Here is a 22,745-nt window from a genome sequence, read left to right on the forward strand (position 1 = left end):
AATCATGTTTTTTTAATCAGCATTTTGATACTCACTGTCTTCCCCAAATAGCTACCGAATTTGACCTCACGATCAATTCTTCGACAGGTAGACCAATCGGGCAAATGTTATGGCAAGCTAATGATTTCCCGCATCCCTCAAAATAATTTTCCTTATATTGAGTTGAAACATCGTTTCGATGGCTTATTTCCTGTTCTTCATTCAGAATCCGAAAAGCGTTGACCGCTGCAACCGCTCCAGCAAAAGTACCCTTTGAAGAAAAGTTTGGACAAACCTCAAGGCAGCACCCGCACATCAGACAGCGTGCCGACTGGTATCTCGGTTCATGTGTCCACGAACTCATATAAGCTTCACTTTCAAGCCAAAGGTTCAGTTTTTTCAAATTTTCAAACAGATTTGACCGGTCAACGATCAAATCTCTTACAAGCGGAAATTTGCTTAAAGGTTCCAAGGTAATTGTAGAACCTTTTAACGTATGTAGGAATGTAGAGCATGCCAGCCTCGGACGTTCGTTAATCAGCATGGCGCAAGCCCCACATTTTCGCACCATACAGCTACATTCCCAGCTGATGGGAGTAACTATATTCCCTGAGTTATCTTTCAAAGGGGTTCTACTGTTCAATTCCTTTAGAACAGTAGCAACAGAGCTGTTTCTGCTTCCGTCAAACTCAAATTCCTGCCAATAACTGTCTGCTTTCTGACTCTCCTGCCGCCTGATTCTTATTTTATATACCAAGTGAATCACCGCCTTTCTGGAACAGGTACAAAGGAAATCTGTATCTGCTTTCCATCAAATCTGGCTACCGTTGTTTTAAGGTAATCATCGTCATTGCTCTTCGGATAATCCTCCCGCCAGTGTGCACCACGGCTTTCTTTTCTTGCAAGAGCACTCTTTAGAACTGCCATGCCAAGCAATGGAAGATTTCCTGTCAGCGCTTGTACCGTTTGAATCCCATTTAACAACGTATTCTCATTTCTGACAACGCCCATAGTCTCCTGCATCACTTTGTTTAATTGCTTTATTTCTGAAATTTGGGACGCTGGTGGAAAATCTATCTGTGTCGCACAAGATAGATCTACTACATCTGCCTGTTCGCATGCTGATTTTGCCGCAACACGTCCTCCGTATAACGCTCCTAACAGAGAATTTCCACCAAGACGGTTGGCACCATGATATTGGGCACAGCATTCCCCGGCAGCGTAAAGATTCTGAATCGGCGTTCTGTGCTGCTCATCCACCAGAATGCCTCCCATAAAATAGTGAATTCCCGGTAAAACAGACACCGGTTCCTTTCGTATATCTTTATGCAGATAGGTCATACAATCGTCTGCCAGACCAGATAGCTTATTTGAAATAATCTCGTCCGATATTTCCGTCATGTCAAGAAATACCTCTGATTCATGGCTGACCTTCCATATCTCTCTGGCGGTAATATCTCGTGGCATCAGATTTCCAAGCTCCGGGTATTTTTCCTCCATGAAATACCATTGTTTTCCATCTTTCATAGCAAACAACCTGCCACCTTCCCCTCTGGCCGCCTCGCTGATGAGCATGCGTTTTCCACCACATTTCACAGTTGTCGGATGATACTGGATCATCTCGCCATTTGCCAGAGGAACACCAAGCCTGAACAATTCTGCGGTGACTTCTCCTGTATTACTCAGCGAACCCGTTGTATTTCCAAACAATCCGTGCATACCACCGGTGGCAACAATAACCGCATCCCCCGGTAATTCCACAGTCTCCTGACTGTATTCATCCCTGATTACGCAGCCACAACAAATATTGTCACAAAGACGAAGTGTTAGGAAAGAATGATGGCTGAACCGTTCTACCATACCAGATGCTTCTTTCCTGCGAACAGCGTCTATCATAGCTGTCATGATCTGCTTCCCGGTATCGCTCTGCGCAAAAGCAGTCCTTTTCTTTTTCTGCCCGCCAAAATTCCGCAGTTCCACATCATCATAGCCGCTCATGTTAAATTGAACTCCAAGTTTTAACAGCCAGTGCACCAGCTCCGGTGCTGCCTGTGTCATTCCCCAAACTGCATTTGGGTCTGCCAGACCGCAAGCCGCCTTTATTGTATCTGTGAAATGTTCTTCGGGACTGTCGTTTTCATCTTTTGTATTCAAAGCTGCGTTGATACCGCCCTCCGCCATAACAGACTGCGCCCGCTCTGATGGAAAGGAGGAAACCAGTTTTACATCGCATCCATTTTCCGCTGCCTGCAAAGCCGCTGAAAGTCCTGCCAGTCCAGCACCTATAATAATAATTGTCTTACTCATAGATATTGCCACCCAATATAATAGAAAATAACTGCGCCCGCTATAAACAGAAGGAGCACCGAAAGAATCAAATAAATATCCCCCCTTCGTTCTTTATAACTGATGATTCCCAGCGATACGAGCAATGGGCGGATATTGATAAAAATATGAACAAAGATTGCCGCTACGAACAAAAGCTGAGTTACCATCTTTACAGTTGTAAAAGGGAACAGAATATATGTTCCGTTCTGCACTTTTCCAAACAAGCCGATGTGGAAGAACAGCAGGATCAATATTGCCAGCCCACTGGCTCGTCTCGCCCAGAATATGGCGTTCTGTTTCAGATACATTTTTCCGGATTGCTTCGCTGTCTGTAAACTCTGAACTGTCAGGATGACACCAATCACCGTATGCACAACAAGAATACCAACACCAATCCATGCAAGAAGTTTCCCTGCGCTACTTCCAACTCCGTTCAGCATAAAGCTGCCCATGATTCCATGAATCATAAAAATGAGAAGCATTAAAACAGACAAAATCGTATTCCATTTTCTCATAAATTCCCGCTCACCTCATTTCTTCGCTGTCCATGATCATATAGTCCATCTGTGTTAGCGTTGTAACGTCAATAAAATCATCCGATGCCAGGAATACATCATACTTTCCACTTACCACTCTTGATAGCATCATTGTGTTACTGTACTCTTTCAGATCTACGGAGAAACCGGCCTGTTTCAACCTGTCACAGAGTTTCTTAGCATAACTGACAAGCGGATAATCCGTCTCAGATACATATAACCGAAAACTAATGTCCGTTTTCATGAGATCTGTTTCATTTGTTTCCGAATCGTCCAGTGCCAATTCTTTTAATTTATTCCGGGTGTTCTCGTTGTCGAGACCATCTGACATCATATTAATACCGAGAACATAAGAGCCTTCCAACTGTGCGGAGGCTTGGGCAGCTTTTTTTGCTTTCGGTGTTGCTCCTGTGATTGCATCAATCATAGAGAGCGGTGAGTGCAAAAGTGCACCGAAACCTGCAAGAAAAACAATTGTAACTGCTAACAGAATCAGTTTTCGTTTCACATTCCCACCTCATTTCCTATTTTTTCAAAATTCTCATTGCGTTCAAAACAGCAATTATGGTAACGCCTACATCACCAAATACAGCTTCCCACATTCCCGCAATACCAAGAGCGCCAAGAATCAGGAACACACTCTTAATCCCAAGAGCAATCACTATATTCTGCATGACAATCTGTTTTGTCGCTTTTGCTACTTCAATCGCGTCCACCAGCTTAGACGGTTCATCTGTCATCAGAACTACATCTGCTGCTTCAATGGCCGCATCCGAACCAAGCCCACCCATTGCAATACCAACATCTGCACGGGCAAGGACAGGAGCGTCATTGATACCATCACCAACAAAAGCCAATTTGCTTCCCGGTCTCTTTTTACCATCTAAAAGCTCAACCTTTTCCACTTTTTGGTCAGGAAGCAGCTGTGCATAATATTCATCCAACTGCAATTCTTCTGCAACAGACTTCCCAATTTTTTCATCATCACCGGTAAGCATGACTGTTTTTTCCACGCCGATATGTTTCAGGTCAGAAATTGCTTTTTTGCTGTCCGGCTTTACTTCATCTGTTATCAAAATGCATCCGGCATATTGACCATCTACTGCTATATAAACCTTTGTACCAACTTTTTCACAGGCTGTGTACTCCACATGCTCTGAATCCATAAGTTTCGTATTGCCAGCATAAACTTTCTTCTTTCCTGCCATGGCACTGATTCCATATCCGGAAATTTCCTTGTAATCAGAGCTAACTGATTGGTCAATTTCTTTTCCATAAGCAGAGAGAATGGATTTTGCAATAGGATGGTTAGAAAAGCTCTCTGCCTGGGCCGCATACTCCAGAACCTGTTCTTTTGAAAATCCATTTGCAGGCAGAATATCAGTCACATTGAAAACACCCTTTGTAAGTGTTCCAGTTTTATCGAACACAATAATGCTGATATTATTAAGCGCCTCTAAATAATTACTTCCTTTTACAAGAACACCTCGTTTAGATGCCGCACCAATGCCTCCAAAGAAAGTCAGCGGGATTGAAATGACCAATGCACATGGGCAAGATACCACAAGGAAAACAAATCCTCTGCGAATCCACTCTGTCCAGCCTCCGCCAAGAATGATCGGTGGCAGAATCGCCAGAAAAGCTGCTAAGATTACAACCACAGGTGTGTAATAACGTGCAAATGTAGTAATGAAATTTTCTGTTGGTGCTTTTCTACTGGACGCATTCTCCACAAGATCAATAATCTTTGAAGCCGTAGATTCACCAAATGCTTTTGTTGTCTTAATCGTTAAGACACCCGTCTGATTCATACAACCGGAAAGTGCTTCGTCTCCTTTATGAACACTTCTCGGAACTGATTCTCCTGTTAAGGCGCTTGTATCCAGCATAGAATCTCCATCCAATACCACACCGTCTAATGGGATTTTTTCACCAGGCTTTACAATAATAATCTCACCAATGGCAACACTTTCAGGAGATATGGTAATCAATTCTCCGTTCCTTCTGACTGTAGCACAATCCGGACGTATATCCATTAAATCTGATATAGATTTTCTGGAACGCTTAACAGCCAATGACTGGAAAAATTCACCAACTTGATAGAACAGCATAACAGCAACTGCTTCCGGATATTCACCAATGACAAAAGCACCAATCGTAGAAACGCTCATTAGGAAATGTTCATCAAACACACGTCCCTTTGAAATATTCCTCACAGCTTGCCATACAACATCTCCACCAAGAATAACATAAGAAACAATGAGAAAAGCTAACTCGATAGGCAGTGGCATTTTCGCAAAAACAGTCAATGCCATACCAATAGCATAGATTGCTGCGCCAATCGCTAAACGAATCGTCAACTTCTTGTCCTCATTGTTATAGGATTCATTGGCCTCCTGCTTTTTTTCCGGTATATAAGATTCCTGTACAATTTCAGAAACTTCCACATCGGGCTCATGACTATGAACAATCGTTTCAATCTGACTGGCTATTGTATTTGCGGCAACTGGAGCAACATTGATTGTAAGCGTCTGCTTCATCAAATTTACAACTGAGGATTGTACTCCATCCAATTCTCCGACTTCTTTTTCAATTTTTGCGGAGCAGTTCGGACAGTCCAAGCCCTTTAACAAATAACTCTTTGTAACGGGGATAATTGTTTCTTCCTGAACCTCCACACCCGGCTCATGGCTGTGGACAATCGTTTCAATCTGACTGGCTATTGTATTTGCGGCAACTGGAGCAACATTGATTGTAAGCGTCTGCTTCATCAAATTTACAACTGAGGATTGTACTCCATCCAATTCTCCGACTTCTTTTTCAATTTTTGCGGAACAATTTGGACAGTCCAACCCTTTTAATAGAAATATGCGTTTCATGATAATCTCCTTATAATTTGTTTAATTGTTCAATCACTCACTTAAACTTCCCACATAAATAGTGGGATTTGTACCTTGAAAACTCTATATTTCAGATCCTAAAAATACCACTTACGCCACCCGGAAGTCTTCACTTAGGGCGTTCGCATGAATTCTGGCAGTCTGTTGAAGAAGTCGATATAGATTTTTTCAATCAGCTCGTCAGAAACGTGTAAGATTGCCTTGATAAACGCTCCATAGCAAGTACCTTGCCAGCCCCCAAGTGCTGCAACATGGTTTTGCAAGCAATAATCCGCAACGTTCGCTCCTCCAGTATTCACCTGTAATCTCCATACCGCCATCTTCTCATCTCCCCGCTTTCTTCTTTAGTGCTTATCCACCTTCCGCTTCGGGAACCATCCTTTTGCCACTCTTTTTTCCTGTTCTTTCAGTTCCTTAATGCTCCAAAAGCAACTGACACCCAAAACACCCAGGGAAACCGACCAAAGTATTTCCTGCATTCTTACGGATAGAATCATACACAAAATGCCCACCAGCAAAAATACCGGCCAACAGCGGCTTCCAAAGTAATACTCCGCATATATAACAATAGGATGGAACAATCCAATCAGAAAAAAGGTAAGCACACCAATCAATATACCACTAAAATTCATCATAACTCCTTGTCCTTTTCCTTATACAAACAGCACATTATCGCAGACCGGCGCAACTTATCTTCTGCGTGCAACAGTCGCCCTCAACAACATATCCAATATGCGCAAAGAAGAAGTATTGCAATATAGAACTACAGCCTTCCTCTTCCATATTTTTTAAATATCTGACACATTTTTATGGATTGCATTTTTTATACGGATCATAACCTGCAGCAATCAGCGCATCCCTACTCTATAATTTGTTTAATTGTTCAATTACTCAACTATAATATTAAAAAATATTATTTCTGCCAAAGATGCTCAAATCCCTTGTCAATAATCTCTTTCACATGATCATCTGCCAGCGAGTAGTAAACTATCTGTGCTTCTTTACGGAATTTTACCAGATTCGCAAGACGCAATGCCTTTAACTGGTGTGAGATTGCGGATTTCGTTACCCCCAGTAGCACAGCAAGATCACATACACACATCTCACTCTGTTCCAGAGCGTGTAAGATTTGTACTCTGGTACCATCTCCAAATAGCTTAAATAAAGATGCCAACTGGATATAATCATCTTTGGGTTGCATCTTGGATTTCACATCATTCACAATATCCTCATGAATTACATCGCAATTACAAATATAAGACGTTTTAGGCATACACTTACCTCGTATAATTTTAGTTGAATAGTTGTTCAACTATGATTATATTCATTTATTTTTCTATGTCAATAAGATTAGTAAATATCTTCTTGGATTTTTGTTTTTAACTGCTTAATACTTTTATACCGCATCAAAGAATGTGTAGATGAGTTTGAATATAAATTCAAGGACTCCAAAACAGGAAAAATTAAAAAGTTCAAGATAACAGAAAAAAGGATTGTTACTTTTAATCCCAAACTGGCCAAGAAGCAGATATATGAGATTAATAAAGAAGTTGAAAAAGCAAAACTGCTGAAAGCTTCACAGGCAAAGTGCTCAGAATACGGCGACTCTGCAAAATATGTGATTTTTACCACTACAGGTGAACAGCGAATAAGTTTGTAAGGCTAAATTCCACACCCAACAGGAATTTACTTTTACAAATAATTGAACAGACGTTTTCTACATTCATCTATTGACTTTACTGCACAGAACGGCTACAATACAGCCATATAAGGAAGTGTATTACTATGCCGCAAACTGCTTTTCGCCCCAACCACATGCACATTGCGTGGCACGATTACACATCACATGATGCTACTCTACCGATCTCTGCCGCGCCCTTGCGCGAGAAGGCCTCCGTCATCGGCCGCACCGGCTTGATGCTGCTCTCATGCGGCACCGGTGCATGGCGTGTCCGCAGTTCGATGAACACGCTCGCGGAGGAGCTGGGGCTGGTCTGTGCAGCCGACATTGGCCTGACCTCGATTGAATACACCTGCTTTGACGGTGAACAGGCATTTTCGCAAACGCTCACGCTGACCAGCACAGGCGTCAACACCTCAAAGCTCAACCGACTCGAGCAGTTCGTCGCTGAGTTTGCCGACATCTGCTCCCGTATGACCGGCGAGCAGCTGCACACCCATCTTGACGAAATCGAGCAGGTGCACGGACTGTATTCGCCACTGATGCTCGGTCTGGCGGCTGCCCTCGCCTGCGGTGCATTTACGTTTCTGCTCGGCGGCGGCTGGGTCGAGATGATACTCGCATTCTTTGGCGCGGGTATCGGCAACGCCGTGCGCTGCAAGCTGTCTAAGCACCATCTGACGCTTGTGCTCTGCACGACTGTTTCGGTCGCAGCAGCCTGTCTGGTGTACGCGGGCTGTCTCAAGATTGCCGAGATGACCTGCGGCATCAATGTCCAGCACGAAGCCGGCTACATCTGCTCCATGCTGTTCATCATTCCCGGATTTCCGTTCATCACCAGCGGCATTGACATGGCCAAGCTGGATATGCGGTCAGGTCTCGAACGGCTCAGCTACGCGGTAATGATCGTATTGATTGCCACGATGGCCGCATGGCTGATGGCGCTCGCGCTGCACCTCAAACCGGTAGATTTTCTGCCGCTGAACCTCAGCATGCTGCAGTATATCGTATTCCGCCTGCTCACCAGCTTCTGCGGTGTGTTCGGCTTTTCGATCATGTTCAACAGCCCGGTACCACTGGCGATGTCCGCCGCGGTTATCGGCGCAATATCCAACACGCTGCGTCTGGAGCTGGTTGACCTTGCATCTTTGCCGCCTGCGGCTGCCGCATTTTTCGCGGCCATGATCGCCGGACTGCTGGCTTCTGCGTACAAAAAGCACTCCGGTTTTCCGCGCATCGCGATTACAGTGCCGTCTATTGTGATTATGGTGCCCGGCCTGTATCTCTACCGCGCAATTTACAATCTCGGTATGATGAACCTGAGCATTTCCGCTTCGTGGTTCGCGTCTGCCACATTGATCATTCTCGCGCTTCCGCTCGGACTGATCTTCGCCCGCATTATGACGGATAAGATGTTCCGTTACTGCACCTGATTTTCTGCAGACAAGCCAAAACCGCTGCTGTGAGTTTTTCTCATAGCAGCGGTTTTGTTATGCTTTTTACAGCGGCAGCGAGTCCTTGCCAGCCTGATGGATCATCTCCTCACGACAGCGCAGCACAATGCCGTCCACCTGCTCGAGATGGTGCAGGATGTTATGTTCAAACTCCTTAAGCGGCAGCAGAACGCCCAGTTCATCATGGCTTTTCTGCAACTTGTAGCCGGTGTCCTGACCGTAGAATACCATCGCGGTCGGACACTTCTGCTGGATTTCATTGAATGCGTCCCAGACGATGTTGTACGCCTGTGCTTCGGTCAGACCCTGCTCGACCGTATCCGGCAGCGCGTACAGCGTCAGCACGCCGCGGCGGGACGGCGAATACATCTCCCGCACCTGCATGTCCTTGGTGTACTTGTGGCGCAGATGACTGCCATCGGCCAGGTAGAGCGCCGCACGCGGCACAGACAGGTGCTGACGGTAAATATCGTGGAACTTGCGCAGCTCTCGTGCCGAGACGGCATTGCGGTATTCCTCGCGCACCTCACCGTTCGCATCGGTCAGCAGTCTGGGATTCCCGCCGTTTTTGCCATGAAAGCGATACGGAATAAGATAGGCTGTGCGCAGCAGATCGAACATCGTGTTATTGCATAGCGCAATCGTCAGCGCGGAAATATCGCGGTTCTCGTAAGCCTGCAAAAGCGCTTTCGCAAAGCTGCACTCTGCACCGCCGCCATCCTCAAACGATGCATTCTCCTGCTCCATGCAGAAGGTTTCGTACAACTGCTGCTCTGCACCCGGATTGCTCAGAATTCTGTGGAACAGTGCCTCGGCGTGTTCCTCTCTTGGAAAAAGTGATGCCATGATAATTCCTCCTTATGCACTGTCAAGAGCTTGCTTTTTGCAATACAAGCATAGCCCTGTTTATCTCGTATGTCAATCGTATTTTTCAAATTATCACGTAACCGTCAAACCTCCCGCATCTCCTGTGGCCAACTATAATGTATGCCGTAACATATGACATGTGATCGGGGAAAGGGGATTTTCCTCTCGGCCTTCTTGTTCTGCCTCGGCGTGTTCCTCCTGATTGTATTTCGCCGTAATTCTTTTAAGCTGACGGTTGATGCGATGATTCGAGTAAACGCGACCATACAGATCACGAAAGACGAAATTCGTATAGCCATCAACGACAATCTGATTATCTGCATTGAAATCATTTCTTCTTTCATACAGCGCCAGCAGCGTGTCCCTCACTTCTGTCAGCATGGGGATTTCCCGCTTTCCCGTATTACTTTTCGGCACCCAAAATCAGTTATAAACACAAAAACCGCCGCACCAGATTACTCTGATGCGGCGGTAAAACTTTTGCAAATGTGTGATTTTTGGGGCATTCTGCAGACTTCGACACAGATTGGCATATGCTTGGCACACGTTGGCATACAGCCCAGCTTTTCTGTATCATAATCATGCAGAAAACCCTGCAAACACGGCAAACTTTCGAACTTTTTAGTCCAAAGGCTTCATCGTCGGCATTTTTAGAGCTGATATGCTTGAATGTTGCCAACAGCGTCGCCTACCTTTCGCAGGACTTCAAACTTCAAGGCAGCAAGGTCAGAAATGGCGGCGCGGACTTCAACGGACAGGGCGTTGTATGGTGTGCCGTACTCGTTGAGGGCGCGGGCAATCTGATTGAGGTTGCCACCGATTTTTCCGTATTCGGCGGTCAGCCTGCCAACGGCGGACAACAGTTCATCATTGACCGGGGAAACGGTAACGATGGGGCGAATGGTCGCCCGTGTAATGGCTTGCCGGATAAATTCGGCTTGGCTCATGTCATAGTGTTTCAGCCGCTCGGTAAAGTCGCCGTATTCTTCCTCGGTCATGCGGGTTTTGACCACATGGCAGCGGTGGGGCGTGTTGTATTTTTTTCTTCAAGCGTTGACCTCCTTTCTCGCCCGACAGGGAGCATGAGCAGGGTTTGGGGAAGGCACTCCCCAACAAGATTTACCAAAGGGGGCAAAACCGCAGATATGCGGATTTTGGCGCCGTGGTAGAATCTTGCTCTCCGTGACTGCAAACTCCGGCGTGTATCGGGTTTCTCATTTTCCGCTAATATAACGCTCGAAAAGGGCTTTCCTGCCCGCTTTCACCAAAGTTACTCTGGGCATTAGGTTTTCTACCCACTGCACTACTAACAATTCGGGGAAGATGATTTCTGCCCGCTGTTTGCAGCGAGAGATGGCGGGCAATTTTCCTCGTTCACTCCCTACAACACCATTTTTTGAAATTTGCCAAATGAAGCAGGGATTCTTCTCTTTGCTCTCCACTACGGATAAAACGCCAAAAATGCCAAACACCAATGCCAAAAAAGTCCGCCCTCACTTACAACTACAATCGGCAGGGGGCAAAATGGCCGGGAGCGGGGCCAGACAACAAAAAAGCAGTAAATCTTTTTCAAGACTTACTGCTTTCGATGACTGCCGATGGATGGCCGGTATTCACTTTTGATAGATTATTTAAAGGCTCATATACAGCAGAGGATAGGGGTTCCCCTGTTCATCAAGGCCTGTCCTCTTGTAAACATGGAAGCCCATGTGTTCATAAAATCCCTTAGCCTGCGGGTTCTGCTCATTGACCGCCAACCGTTCAACAGAATAGCTTTCAATCCCATATTCGATTAGGCGTTTGCCGAGCCCTTTTCCCCGCTCTTCCGGGGAGATAAACAGCATCTCCAGCGTGCCGTCCTCAATCCCCATAAAGGCCACGGCGCGGCCCGCTTCACCTGCGGCAATCATCAAATGTGCAATCCCATTCAACGCCTGCGGGACATACTCTTTGATATTTTTGATTTCTCTATCTGACAGAAACAGGTGGGTAGCCCTTACAGACTTTTCCCATACTTCCAACAGTTGATTTATTAAATCCGGCGTCCTGTCCGCCACTTCTAATATCTTCATATCCGCCTCAATGTGTTCAGGAATTTATCAAAACCAATTTACCACATTTACAATGTGAAGTCTATGCTCAACGGTCATAGCGAAACTTGAACTGTGCAGCGATTGGCTGCTGCTTCACATAGTCCTCTGCCTCGGCATTGACCTGTCCGTTCACCTTGGAGAAAGAGCGGATATATCCGGCGTAGTGGAGCAGGACAGCGTTCATTCCTTTCGGGCCGCCGTCACAGGTTTTGCAATCGCCTTGCGGTAAATGACAAGGGAAATGATCGCAGTAATCGCTTCCGTGATCCAAAACGCATTCCAGACGCCAACCGCTCCGAAAAACCTGCTGAGTAAAAACGCAGCCGGGATGATGACCACTACATACCGGCAAAGGGAAATCAGTAAGGAGGGAGTTCCTTTCCCAAGTCCCTCCAATGCGCCGGAAGATGTAACGGAAACCGCCGAGACGATAAACCCGGCCCCGATGATGCGTAAGGCGGTTTCCCCGGCCTGAATCGTCGCTTCTGTGTGGGTAAACAGCCCCATAAGCTGGCCGGGGATCAGCAAACATATCACTGTCCCAAGCACCATAATGATACCACTCATGCACAAAACGATCTTAAAGATCTGGCTGACCCGTTGGTGTTCCCCCGCGCCGTAGTTATAGCCGATCAGGGGGCGCATCCCCTGCACAATGCCATTCGCTGGAAGATAGACAAATGTCTGCAATTTGTAATAGATTCCCAAAACCAGAATATACACTTCGGAATATGCCGCCAAAATCGCATTGAGCGCCGAAATCAAAAGAGACGGAAGCGCGAGATTCAGGGTTGCGGGAATGCCAATGGAGTACAGCTTTATTACCATCTTTTTGCTGGGGAGAATGTACTGCCTGCGGATATGCACGCGAATTGGCCGCACAAGATAGACTACAAGGTAAATCGTCAGCGTCAGAACCTGTCCGATGCCGGTCGCCAGCGCAGCGCCTTTGATTCCCATTTCCGGGAATGGGCCATAGCCAAAAATCAGAACGGGATCTAAGACAATGTTTGTGATGCACCCACACATCAGGCTTATCATGGTCGTTTTCATGTTTCCTACTGCCTGGAACAATTTCTCAAACGCCATGCTGACGGTAACAACGAGTGTAAAAGCGAACGCAATAACAGAATAGCGGACGCCAAGTTCAATGACCGCTTCGGATGAAGTGAACATCCGCAGAAAAACCGGCATGATTGTAATACAGCAGACTGTCATAACAATGCCATGAATCACGGCAAGCACAAGTCCCTGCGTGGCTGCCTGATCCGCTTTTCTGTGATCCCCAGCGCCCAAATGAAAGGCGATTACGGCGTTGATTCCAACGCCAAATCCAATTCCAACAGCATTGATAAAATTTTGAACCGGGTAAACCAACGATAATGCCGTCATAGCCTCCTCGCTGATCTGCGCGACGAAAAAACTGTCCACAATGTTGTAGAGGGAATTGACCAGCATGGATAACACCATAGGCAATGACATGGATAAAATCAGCGGTAATACCGGTTTCTCTTTCATGAAAGTGTCGTTCATCATTTTTCCTCCCTGGAACACGTTATGAGATATTTTTGCGGCGATGCCATGCCATCATCACAAGAGCAACGAGCAAAGTGGCAGTTTCGGCAACCGGAAATGCAAGCCAGATTCCGTTCAGATGGAACAATTTGTCCAGACACCATAAGGCGGGAACAAGGAAAAGCATCTGCCTGCATAATTGGATTGCCATGCTGGAACCTACTTTTTCCGTAGCCTGAAAATAGGTGGAAATCATAGTAGAGAGACCGCAAAACAGATAGCTTGCCGCCATCATCCGCATAGCGGATATTCCAAAGGAGCGCATGGCTTCCGACGCCGTAAACAATCCCAAAATCTGTGCTGGAAAAAGGATGACGGCCAATGTCCCCAGTATCATCATACCAGTGACCAAAGCGGTTCCGTATCGGAAAGCGGAATGCAGCCTTTCGCTGTTGCCTGCGCCGTAGTTAAACCGCATAATAGGCAAACAGCCCTGGATCAAGCCGTTTACCGTCATAACAATCAGCTGCTGCACCTTAAAATATGCGCCGAAGAAAGCGATCGCCGTATCGGAATACGCCACCAAAAACAGATTGACAAAGGTCACCATAAACGAACTGAGGGCGTTCATGATAAAAGATGGCAGGCCAAAGGCAAAAATACGGTGGATCATCTGCTTTTTCAAATGAAAGCCTTTGATTTTTACCTGCACTTTCTGCTTTTTGCCCAGCAGTAAAGCAAATGCCAAAATCATGGATATCAGATAGCCTGCAACGGTAGCTACCGCGGCGCCGCGGATGCCCATAGCTGGGAAAACACCAATACCAAAAATCAGAATGGGGTCGAGCACGAAGTTGACGACCACGCCCGCAATCTGGAACCACATGGGAGCGACCATGTTCCCGGTGGCCTGTATCATCTTCTGGATGGCGATATGCACCATATTGGGAATTTGCATGAAGGAGCACACACTCATATAGGCGATGCTCAGCTGATAAATTTCTTCATTATTGGTGAATGCCCGAAAATAGGGTTTCATAATCAGTAATGCCAGAAGATTGAGCAAAGCACCAATTCCAAAGGCCAGCAACAATCCATGTGTGACGGTTGTATTTGCATCATCCTGCTTTTTCTGTCCAAGATATCCTGCTATCAGCACATTCACGCCGACACCGATCCAGATAGACGCTGCATTCATCAATGTTGTAATCGGGAATGCCAGAGAAACAGCGATCAGTGCATTCTCACTCAACCGTGCCACAAACGCGCTGTCTATCAGGTTATAGGAATATTGCAGGAACATGGAAATCAGCGGCGGTATCGACATTTGCCAGATGAGCTTTCCAACAGGAGCGACCGCCATTTTATTATTGGTCTGCATGCTTTCCCTCCTCTCCACAAATTGTCCGAACAATATAGTTTTGTTTGCGTGCTGCGGGCTGACCGGCTTCCTGGGCCGGATAAGTCCCTGCTTCCAGTACAGCGTCCAAAGCCTTGGAAGGGACAGATTCCGATTTATAAGCCCGTACACTACGGCACGTCTTGATAAGAGACAAAAAATTTTTTCCCATACAGATATAGTACTCCATTCTGCTAATACTTCCGAGATACAGGCAACAAAAAAGCCACACAACTATCACAAGATAGCTGTGTGGCAAAAAGATGACCGAATCCGGAAAAGTCCACTAAAGTTTTGCGTCTATTATTATAGCGAACTTGAAGGAGTCTGTCAAGCATCAATCATTACGGAATTGTGGCGGCTGTCTGTTGTTTTTGTGTTACTTTATGGCACATGAGAAATTCTGTCTGGTTTTGTACTCGTAGCGAATGGGTATGTTCTCCCATTGGGAGGCCACCCACCAGTCCAATTCATTCAGTACGATATTGGATAGGATATTCAAGGCTCGGAATGTTTCTCGATATGGTAAAATATCCGGATCTTCCTTGACTTTTCTTCCCTCAAAACGCTGCATTGCAGCTTGGATACTTTCATCTAAAAATTGTTCAATCTCTGGGTATGCGTTATTATTATCAATGCCTTTTGCCATAACAACACCAAAACAGGCACTCGGCAGTTCTTCAAAAATTTCTTTTTTAACAACAAATCTCATTTTATGCCCTTCTTATCTGCACTTGACCGGAATACATATTTCAGTCACAAATTTTTCACTGTCATTAGTAATGCCATAGTCTATGAGCGTGATTTCTCGCGAAAAACCAACAATCTGTAGCTGTTCTTTTGTGATGTAGTCAAGGAGCTTTTCATAGTGCGCTGGAGCTTCTATATAACTGCCTCGAAAACGCAGCCGTACACAAAGTGTTTTGGGAAGAGTAATGGTTTCACCTGTATAAATGTCCTCTTGATCCAGTATTAGAAAAATGCTGTCATAACGATTTACTATTGATTGCTGCAAATGTTCCGCGGAAATGCCACGTCCGACCTTTCCAAGAAATACAACGGCTTCGGCATCAGATTGATCCAGCTTTCTAATCGGCACTTCCATATCAAGAGAGCCATCTATTTTCAGTGGAGCGTCTACCCAAACAATGCGACAGGACGGAAGCTCTATTAAGGAAACGGTATCCAAAGGCACACTTTGTGCGTCTCGCAGCCAATTTAAGCGGTGGTTAATCTTTTGTTCTATACGTTGTAATTCTTGTTGCTTTTTCAGGACCGCATGCTTTTGCTGTAACAACTTTTCTTCAATACGGCTGATATCCTTATTTTTGAGAAAGTCCTCAATCTCGGCCAAAGGCATATCCAATGCCCGCAAATACCTGATTGTGTTGAGTACTTCAAATTGTTCGGTGCCATAGTAACGATAGCCAGAATCTGAGGAAATGTATTCTGGTGTAAGCAAACCGATATGTTCATAGTGCCGCAAACTACTAACACTGATATGAAACAATTTTGACACTTCACCTATTGGAAAGAGATTTTTCCGATCCATATCTTACTCCTCCACCAGAACAAGCGTTGATTTGCGCCGTATGACTCCAAAGGCGATTAGGCAGATCACGACCGATAGCAGTGAGCCTGCCGCGGTAGCCAGTCCCATCGGGAGAAGCGTTGCCGGGAATAATTTTGAGGTCACATAAACGCCAGGCACACGCATCAATACAATGGCGAGAATATTGTGTAAAAACGACAGGCCGGATTTCCTGCATGCGCAAAAAAAGCCGCTAAAGCTAAAATGAATGCCAGCAAAAATACAGTCAAAAATGTAACCACGCAGATACTGGCCGCCGAAACGGACCACCGCCGCTCCGTCCGCAGTGCTGGGATCAGTGAACAGCGAAACGATGCCTTCCGCTGTAAACTGGATCGCGATAGAAGCAAGCACACCAAAGCCTGCGGCGAGCATCACCGCATAGCGCAGCGTTTGAATGGCCCGCTCCGGTTTGCCCGCACCGATATTTTGCGCTCCCAAGGCAGAAACGGTAGACAGCATAGAGGAGGGGACCAAAAAGAGAAAACTGATCACTTTCTCCACAATCCCGACTGCCGCTGCGTCATTCAGTCCACGCTGATTGGCAATAATCGTGATAATAATAAAAGCAACTTGAATCAGGCCGTCCTGGAACGCAATCGGGATGCCGATCCCCAAAATTTTCCCCATGACCGCACGGCAAGGCTTGAAGTCGCTTTTTTTCAGAACGATGCTCCTGCGTTTCAAAATAACGGTCAGGGAAACAACTACACTGATTGCCTGAGAGAGAGTTGTACCAAGGGCTGCGCCCGCAGGCCCAAGGTGCAGCACACCCATAAAAAGATAGTCTAAAGCGATGTTGGCAGCACAGGCTGTGGCAATAAAGCACATCGGGCTTTTGCTGTCGCCCAACCCTCGAAAAATAGAACTGATAATGTTGTAGGATGTAATAAACGGAATCCCGATAAAGCAGATGGTCAAATAGGTGACCGTACCGCTCACCGCATCCGCTGGCGTAGACATGGCAACGACAATGGGATGAACAAGGGATAACAGGATGGCCGTAAGTGCAATGGAAACCACCAGAAACAATATTACCGTATTCCCGATGTTATGCGCTGCCTGTTTTCGATCTCCTGCCCCCACCGCCTGGCCGATGCTGACGGTTGTTCCCATCGATAACCCTACAATCATAACCGTAAGCATGTGCATCACTTGTGAGCCGATAGAAACAGCGGTAGTACTGGCTACACCCTCGAACTGTCCGATGATAAATAGGTCAGCCATGCCATAGAGCGTTTGAAGAAAATACGAGAGCAGATACGGCAATGAGAATAATACAACATTTTTGAACACACTGCCGGTAGTAAGGTTCTTTTCCATATTGCCTAATCCTTCTTTTTTGTTAAACTACCAATATTATAATATCTACAACAGATGTAGAGTCAAGCGTTTTTTTCATTTTGTAGTACCGTTCAAATGACTTTTTGTAAGTTTATTTTTTTCACGCAAATTCTTGAGAATATCTCGTGTTTCCATGTCTGTCCCTCCTAAGGAATATGTTATTGTTTATTATAAAACTGCAAACCTTATTTTAACAAGCAACTCGCTGTTGCTATGGAATAGTGGATGCTATCAAATTCTTGCGTGTTTCTTTATGGCACATGAGCATTGTTGCAGGGCTTGTCAGCCATCACATCGAACCCAGCCGCCGCAGCATCATCCGGGCAGCTGCAAAGAAGCGAAAGTCCGTGGTCAAACAGGGGAGCCAGACGAATCGTCTTCTTTCGGCTGTTGCGCAGCACCTCAATGTTGGCGCCGTGACGATCCTGGTTCAGAATCAAATAATCCACGACAAGCATCTGATAAATATAGTCTTCCCAGCCCATGCGAGTGCAAAACTCCAGCGCAGATTCATCCGGCAAAGCCTCCAGCTCCTTGTAGGCATCCAAGGCAATCTTCGATTCGCTCTTTGCCTTAAAATCCTCCGAAGCGCAGAGATATACTTCATGCGTCTTGCCGTCTACGGTCACGTCTGCATGAATCAGCTGGTACGCTAAGTGCGGAATTCCCAGTATCGTCAGCAAACGATCAACAATCAACTCATTCATACACTCATGCCCAATGATGCCGCGTGCTTTATCAAAGTTTGAAAGCCGTTCTTCATAAGAGTACATATGTTTACCTCCTTGCAGAGGTCCAACTTTTCGTCCGCAGCCCCAGATGAGCAGCTATGAATTTGCTCGTTTTATGGAAACGGCAGATGGAAAGTCCCGCAAGGAGAATATCGCTAGGGTTCCCGGCGGCGAGTCCGGTGAACCGATCATCTATATGTTCACGTCCTATTAGGAAAACACGCTGACACAGGGAATGTAGTGCGAAATCAAACCGCCCATGCAGGGGATTCAGCGGTATTGACGTCGATGTACTCCGCGATGCGGCGAAGCTGATCGGCAAACTTGAACTTGACGCTGATATTGCCATTTTCATAGACCTTGATATGATCCACCAGCTCGATCAGCAACTCACGGGACAGGGCATCGATATTCTGATACTTTTTGAAAGCGACCAGCGCAGGGGGTTCCTTGTCAACGCCGTTTGCCAGCTCCGCACGTTCAGCGGTTAGTCTGGCCAGCACATCGGACACCTCATTGATTTGGCGGTCATAAGTGGCCTTCATATCCCGGTATTCCTGCTGCGTGATCTCCCCGTCTTTCCAGTCCTGATAAAGAGACTGTTTATAACGGGTCACTTTGGAAAGCTCACGTTCTTTTGCATGAATCGTATCGTCCAGTCGGAAAGACTGTTTTTTTTTGATAGGGGCTGAATTGATTTGGGCGATGACTTCTGAATAGGAGACAGCAAGATGCACCTGCTGCCGGATGGCGTACAACACGGCGGCCTCCAACCGGGCATGACTGATAGAGTGCATTGTGCAGGCATTTCTTGAACGGCTCTTATAGGTAGCGCAGGCGTAATACACGTTGTTCTTGCCGGAACAGCGGGTAACGGCTCTGCCGCAGTCGGCACATTTGAGAAAACCGCTGAACAGGTGGACGGTGCGCCCCTGTGGCGATGTTCGGGTATCCCGAAGCAGCAATTCCTGCACCTTCTCAAAAGTGGCCTTGTCGATAATGGCCTCGTGGATATCAGCTACCCGTACCCATTCCTCTTCAGGCACCGTCTCGATCTGATGTACCTTGTAGCTTTTTACACGAAACCGCCCCTGCACCAGATCACCGGTATACATGGGATTGGTGAGAATCGTATGGATCATGCGTCCCGACCAAAGGGTGTTGCCGTCCGGCTTGTTGGAAACCGTCATGCCCTTTTCCAACTTGTAGACCGAGGGGCTGGGAATACCGTGCTCGTTCAGATAGAAACTGATACCCCGTTTCGATGTTCCCTTGAGTAGCAAAGAGAAAATGAGCCGGACAATCTCGGCGGCACCGGGGTCGATAACAAGGTGGTGACGGTCTTTTGCATCTTTGACATACCCAAAAGGTGGGTTGGAGCCGATATACTGGCCGTTGCGCCGCTTGTAGTCAAACACCTGCCGGATCTTCTTTGAGGTCTGATAGCAGTATTGATCGTTCATTACGTTGGTAATGGGAACGATGATACTGGAAACGCTGTCCGGGTCCTTGTAACTGTCTACGTTTTCCGCGAGGCTGATAAATCGGACACCCATCTGCACAAACAGGTTGTCGATCAGACTACCCGCGTCGCTGTAGTTGCGGGCAAAGCGGGAAAGGTCTTTTACCACAACACAGTCTATCTTGCGGCTCATTATGTCGGCCAGAAGTTGTTGGAACGCCTCCCGGTCCGAATCTGTCCCGGTGTGGCCGTCATCCACATATTCAGTGATGCTTTCAAATTCCTCCTGATATTTGCGGTAGAAGTCATTGAGCAGGTCCCGCTGGTTTTTGACGCTGTTGCTGTCATCCTTGCCATTGAGGGCTTTTTCAGATCTTCCTTGGAAAGACGGATGTAACCGCCCATTTTCCAGCGGCGGGAAAAGGTGTAAGCCGGGGAAAGAACCTGCTGATACTCTCTGTTTTTTGTGCGTGCCATTGTTCCTCCTTCCCTATCACATTACACCTATATTATACCTCTGTTCGGGTGGGACAACAACGATGCCTTTGAAAGTCCCGCCTCGGGACAAAGTGTCTCGAAGCGGCAGGCAGGAACGATATTATCGCCCGCTTTTAATACGGAGAAGAAACGCTGCCAATGTGTCCTGTAGGGATGGCCCATCCTCTGAAAATTCAATCTTAACGCCGACGCAGAAGCAGTAGGGATTGATTCCTGCCTGTACCAAACAGGACACGCGGTCTCTTTGGGGCAGGGCAGCGTTGAGCGCCACGCTACCCGCGTCCGGCAGCATGGCCGGATCTACCGCGCCAATATCTACACTTTGCAGCCTGTCCAATTCGCGGATAGTGAGCCTCATAGCGAAACCTCCTCATGTAGTTAAGACGCAAAAGAGCGCCGCCGCTGGCGGCGCTCTTCGCGCTTGACCTGCTTCGGGACAAAGTGTCTCGAAGTCCTATGGTATTGTGGGAGCGCCGCGCTCATTTTTTCGGCCCGTCATAAGACAGCAATTCATAGCCCGGCGCTCCCGCACAGCAGGCGGCGGCAGCCTGCACAGTGGGCGGGCCACGCTGCTGCTTTGCTGCGGAGAGGTTAAAAAAGTTCCTCTCATATACCAAGGACAAAAACCGGCCAAAAGGAGACCCTAATCACAAAACTTTTTTCAAATATTTTTTCATAGCCGTTTTCCCGCGTTTTACGGAGCGCCGGACAGCACTCCGGTCCGCGCCCTGTTCCTTCGCAATCCGGGTGTAGCTCTTACCGAGAATGAGATAGGCCTCCACCCGGACGCCCTGCACCTCCGGCAGAGAGTTCAGCACGTTCCAGAGATGGTAGAACAGCTCCTTGCGCTCCAGCAACTCCTGCGGGGACGGTTCATGCTGACAGGCGGAATATTCGATCCCATCGTCGCAGTCGAGGGAATACTGCGCTTTGTTACGCATTACCTTCCGCTGATAGGCTGCCTCATAAAGCTTGTCCGCCTTCAGCGCGGCGGCCACTTCATCAGAAACTTCGATGTACTCATCATGGGTGTACCACGGATAAAAGTCCTTCAGATTGATGGTAGTCATTTGTATATCCTCCATTCAGATTTTTGTGTCTGCGGTCTGAATGGAGGAATAGCGGAGATCGGCAGCCGGGGCTGCCAACTTCGGGACAAAGTGTCTCGAAGCAGAGGACCTGCGCAGGGGTTATAACCTTGTTAGCAGCACCTCTTTAGGTCCCCTTGTCTGTTTTTCTCCTTAAATCCCGTTTCTCTTGCAGGAATCGGCAAAATTCGCATGGAACAGCAAACCGCCCGAATCGGGGTGATAACCTCGGTTCGGGCGGTCCAGCATTTTGATATTGATGTTCTATCCGTTAGCATTTTCGCACTCCCTTCTGGACGTGCGGAGACGCTTGCAAGAAAGGCTGCGCTATTTGAAAACATTTGCTTCGTTTGCTGTCGTCCGCACGGATGCATGAGTAAACGGCGTGATGTTTTCGGATGATGCCCTATCAGGGCAGTTCGGGATTCTCCGCAAGGGACACTGTGAACTCCTGCGCCGCAGCGCCCTCCGGCAGCAGCTTTGCCATGACCACAAGCCGCTGATTGCCGCTGTTGGTCTTGTCATACTTTCGGCAACAGGTGGAGAGGGTCAGGACGGTATCTTCCTCGGAGAAGGTCACGCCGTCAAAGTCAAGCCAGTTTTTCCGCGCAACCGTCTCAAAGAAGCTGGTCAGATCATCTCCCGTGGGATCAGGCGCAATATAGTCAAAGCCAATATCCGTGACGAATAGCGCGGTGATCTGGAAAATCATGTCCTCGCCATCCACAGAGAGATAGATATACGGATGCTCCTTTACAAAGTCTGCGTCCATATAACGGTAGAGTTTGGTGAACCGCACACCGTCCGGGTCGCAGTTGCTGGCGGAGTGGCCGAAAATGGTGGTGTTTTTGTCCAGCTTATCCCTGCCGCCGATTTCGTTTTCACAATGGGCATAATAGCAGCCCCACATGGCGTACTCGCCGTTTTCATCCAGCTTCAGGTAATAGCCGTTGTCCTCCGCCTGCATCACAGGATCGTCTACCTCCGCACCGGGAATATACAGCCATGCCACGGTGTCGGGATTCTTCGCTCTGGCTTCCGCCAACTCTGCCTGCCTGTCCACCGAGGGGATGACTTCACCTGCGGGAGTCGCTGATGGCTGAGGCGCAGATGTGCCGGAAGGCGTTCTGCCGGGAATATCGATAGGCCCCGTCTCTTTCTGATAGCAGCCCATGACCGCCGTGGTCATAGCAAAGAGAAGGACGGCCATGCACATGATCGGACGAATGATTCTTGTGATTCTTTTCATAATGATGTCTCCTTGCCGCGCTGGGATAGC

General features: G+C 47.2%; 23 protein-coding genes and 2 pseudogenes. 1 reads left to right on the forward strand and 24 read right to left on the reverse strand.

The annotated features are described in order from the left end of the window. Positions 1-31 precede the first annotated feature (31 nt). The 8 genes from H8S02_RS09850 to H8S02_RS09885 all read right to left on the reverse strand — a co-directional run bounded on the left by H8S02_RS09850 (position 32) and on the right by H8S02_RS09885 (position 7,016). Positions 32-745 carry a succinate dehydrogenase/fumarate reductase iron-sulfur subunit gene (locus tag H8S02_RS09850; protein WP_442865562.1) on the reverse strand — a complete coding sequence of 238 codons (714 nt, stop codon included), beginning with the start codon at positions 743-745 and terminating at the stop codon, positions 32-34. Beyond that, the gene (locus tag H8S02_RS09855; protein WP_186970370.1) at positions 742-2,286 is read right to left on the reverse strand and encodes an FAD-dependent oxidoreductase; all 1,545 of its coding nucleotides are present in this window, start codon (positions 2,284-2,286) and stop codon (positions 742-744) included. The genes H8S02_RS09850 and H8S02_RS09855 overlap by 4 nt, the downstream gene beginning before the upstream one ends. Continuing rightward, entirely contained in the window at positions 2,283-2,822 is a 540-nt protein-coding gene (locus tag H8S02_RS09860; protein ID WP_008703787.1) for a hypothetical protein, read from the reverse strand. The genes H8S02_RS09855 and H8S02_RS09860 overlap by 4 nt, the downstream gene beginning before the upstream one ends. A gap of 10 nt (positions 2,823-2,832) precedes the next feature. Continuing rightward, positions 2,833-3,351, reverse strand: a complete 519-nt coding sequence (locus tag H8S02_RS09865) for a DUF6921 family protein (RefSeq protein ID WP_186970371.1) — start codon at positions 3,349-3,351, stop codon at positions 2,833-2,835. Between the two features lie 16 nt (positions 3,352-3,367). After that, the gene (locus tag H8S02_RS09870; protein ID WP_186970372.1) at positions 3,368-5,722 is read right to left on the reverse strand and encodes a heavy metal translocating P-type ATPase; all 2,355 of its coding nucleotides are present in this window, start codon (positions 5,720-5,722) and stop codon (positions 3,368-3,370) included. A gap of 134 nt (positions 5,723-5,856) precedes the next feature. After that, positions 5,857-6,063: a hypothetical protein gene (locus H8S02_RS09875; RefSeq protein ID WP_186970373.1), complete on the reverse strand. Its 207-nt coding sequence runs from the start codon at positions 6,061-6,063 to the stop codon at positions 5,857-5,859. Between the two features lie 24 nt (positions 6,064-6,087). Beyond that, entirely contained in the window at positions 6,088-6,378 is a 291-nt protein-coding gene (locus H8S02_RS09880; RefSeq protein WP_015552777.1) for a DUF4491 family protein, read from the reverse strand. A 278-nt stretch (positions 6,379-6,656) separates the two neighbouring features. Continuing rightward, entirely contained in the window at positions 6,657-7,016 is a 360-nt protein-coding gene (locus H8S02_RS09885) for an ArsR/SmtB family transcription factor (RefSeq protein WP_005330964.1), read from the reverse strand. Positions 7,017-7,528: 512 nt separating this feature from the next. Here H8S02_RS09885 and H8S02_RS09890 point away from each other — a divergent pair. Further along, a complete protein-coding gene (locus tag H8S02_RS09890; protein ID WP_110436406.1) occupies positions 7,529-8,857 on the forward strand; it encodes a threonine/serine exporter family protein in 1,329 nt (442 codons plus the stop codon). Positions 8,858-8,923: 66 nt separating this feature from the next. Here H8S02_RS09890 and H8S02_RS09895 read toward each other — a convergent pair whose 3' ends face one another. From H8S02_RS09895 to H8S02_RS09970, 16 genes and pseudogenes are all read right to left on the reverse strand, one after another. Next, a complete protein-coding gene (locus H8S02_RS09895) occupies positions 8,924-9,724 on the reverse strand; it encodes a DUF4866 family protein (protein WP_118760356.1) in 801 nt (266 codons plus the stop codon). A 132-nt stretch (positions 9,725-9,856) separates the two neighbouring features. Beyond that, positions 9,857-10,126: a hypothetical protein gene (locus H8S02_RS09900; protein WP_118753577.1), complete on the reverse strand. Its 270-nt coding sequence runs from the start codon at positions 10,124-10,126 to the stop codon at positions 9,857-9,859. 269 nt (positions 10,127-10,395) lie between these two features. Then, positions 10,396-10,791 (reverse strand): annotated as a pseudogene (locus H8S02_RS09905) (plasmid mobilization protein); the annotation flags it as partial. Between the two features lie 168 nt (positions 10,792-10,959). After that, positions 10,960-11,226: a hypothetical protein gene (locus tag H8S02_RS09910; RefSeq protein ID WP_186970374.1), complete on the reverse strand. Its 267-nt coding sequence runs from the start codon at positions 11,224-11,226 to the stop codon at positions 10,960-10,962. Positions 11,227-11,376: 150 nt separating this feature from the next. Continuing rightward, the gene (locus tag H8S02_RS09915; RefSeq protein WP_186970375.1) at positions 11,377-11,817 is read right to left on the reverse strand and encodes a GNAT family N-acetyltransferase; all 441 of its coding nucleotides are present in this window, start codon (positions 11,815-11,817) and stop codon (positions 11,377-11,379) included. Positions 11,818-11,884: 67 nt separating this feature from the next. Beyond that, the gene (locus H8S02_RS09920) at positions 11,885-12,022 is read right to left on the reverse strand and encodes a helix-turn-helix domain-containing protein (protein ID WP_186970376.1); all 138 of its coding nucleotides are present in this window, start codon (positions 12,020-12,022) and stop codon (positions 11,885-11,887) included. Then, positions 12,019-13,371 (reverse strand): MATE family efflux transporter, encoded by a 1,353-nt coding sequence (locus tag H8S02_RS09925; RefSeq protein WP_186970458.1) that lies wholly within the window; start codon positions 13,369-13,371, stop codon positions 12,019-12,021. The genes H8S02_RS09920 and H8S02_RS09925 overlap by 4 nt, the downstream gene beginning before the upstream one ends. Positions 13,372-13,393: 22 nt before the next feature. Continuing rightward, on the reverse strand, positions 13,394-14,734 hold the full coding sequence (locus tag H8S02_RS09930; protein WP_186970377.1) for an MATE family efflux transporter: 1,341 nt from the start codon (positions 14,732-14,734) through the stop codon (positions 13,394-13,396). A gap of 397 nt (positions 14,735-15,131) precedes the next feature. Further along, positions 15,132-15,464 (reverse strand): hypothetical protein, encoded by a 333-nt coding sequence (locus tag H8S02_RS09935; RefSeq protein WP_186970466.1) that lies wholly within the window; start codon positions 15,462-15,464, stop codon positions 15,132-15,134. A 12-nt stretch (positions 15,465-15,476) separates the two neighbouring features. Next, entirely contained in the window at positions 15,477-16,304 is an 828-nt protein-coding gene (locus H8S02_RS09940) for a MerR family transcriptional regulator (RefSeq protein ID WP_186970378.1), read from the reverse strand. Positions 16,305-16,307: 3 nt separating this feature from the next. Beyond that, the gene (locus H8S02_RS09945) at positions 16,308-17,666 is read right to left on the reverse strand and encodes an MATE family efflux transporter (protein ID WP_186970379.1); all 1,359 of its coding nucleotides are present in this window, start codon (positions 17,664-17,666) and stop codon (positions 16,308-16,310) included. Positions 17,667-17,938: 272 nt separating this feature from the next. Beyond that, on the reverse strand, positions 17,939-18,460 hold the full coding sequence (locus H8S02_RS09950; protein ID WP_186970380.1) for a HipA domain-containing protein: 522 nt from the start codon (positions 18,458-18,460) through the stop codon (positions 17,939-17,941). A gap of 206 nt (positions 18,461-18,666) precedes the next feature. Next, a pseudogene (locus tag H8S02_RS09955) lies at positions 18,667-20,357 on the reverse strand (recombinase family protein). A 121-nt stretch (positions 20,358-20,478) separates the two neighbouring features. After that, on the reverse strand, positions 20,479-20,736 hold the full coding sequence (locus H8S02_RS09960) for a DUF6870 family protein (RefSeq protein WP_186970381.1): 258 nt from the start codon (positions 20,734-20,736) through the stop codon (positions 20,479-20,481). Positions 20,737-21,025: 289 nt separating this feature from the next. Then, entirely contained in the window at positions 21,026-21,448 is a 423-nt protein-coding gene (locus tag H8S02_RS09965) for a sigma-70 family RNA polymerase sigma factor (RefSeq protein WP_186970382.1), read from the reverse strand. Positions 21,449-21,875: 427 nt separating this feature from the next. After that, entirely contained in the window at positions 21,876-22,715 is an 840-nt protein-coding gene (locus H8S02_RS09970; protein ID WP_186970383.1) for a class B sortase, read from the reverse strand. Between the last annotated feature and the right edge of the window lie 30 nt (positions 22,716-22,745).

Source organism: Agathobaculum hominis (assembly GCF_014288055.1).
GTDB classification, from domain to species: Bacteria; Bacillota; Clostridia; order Oscillospirales; family Butyricicoccaceae; genus Agathobaculum; species Agathobaculum hominis.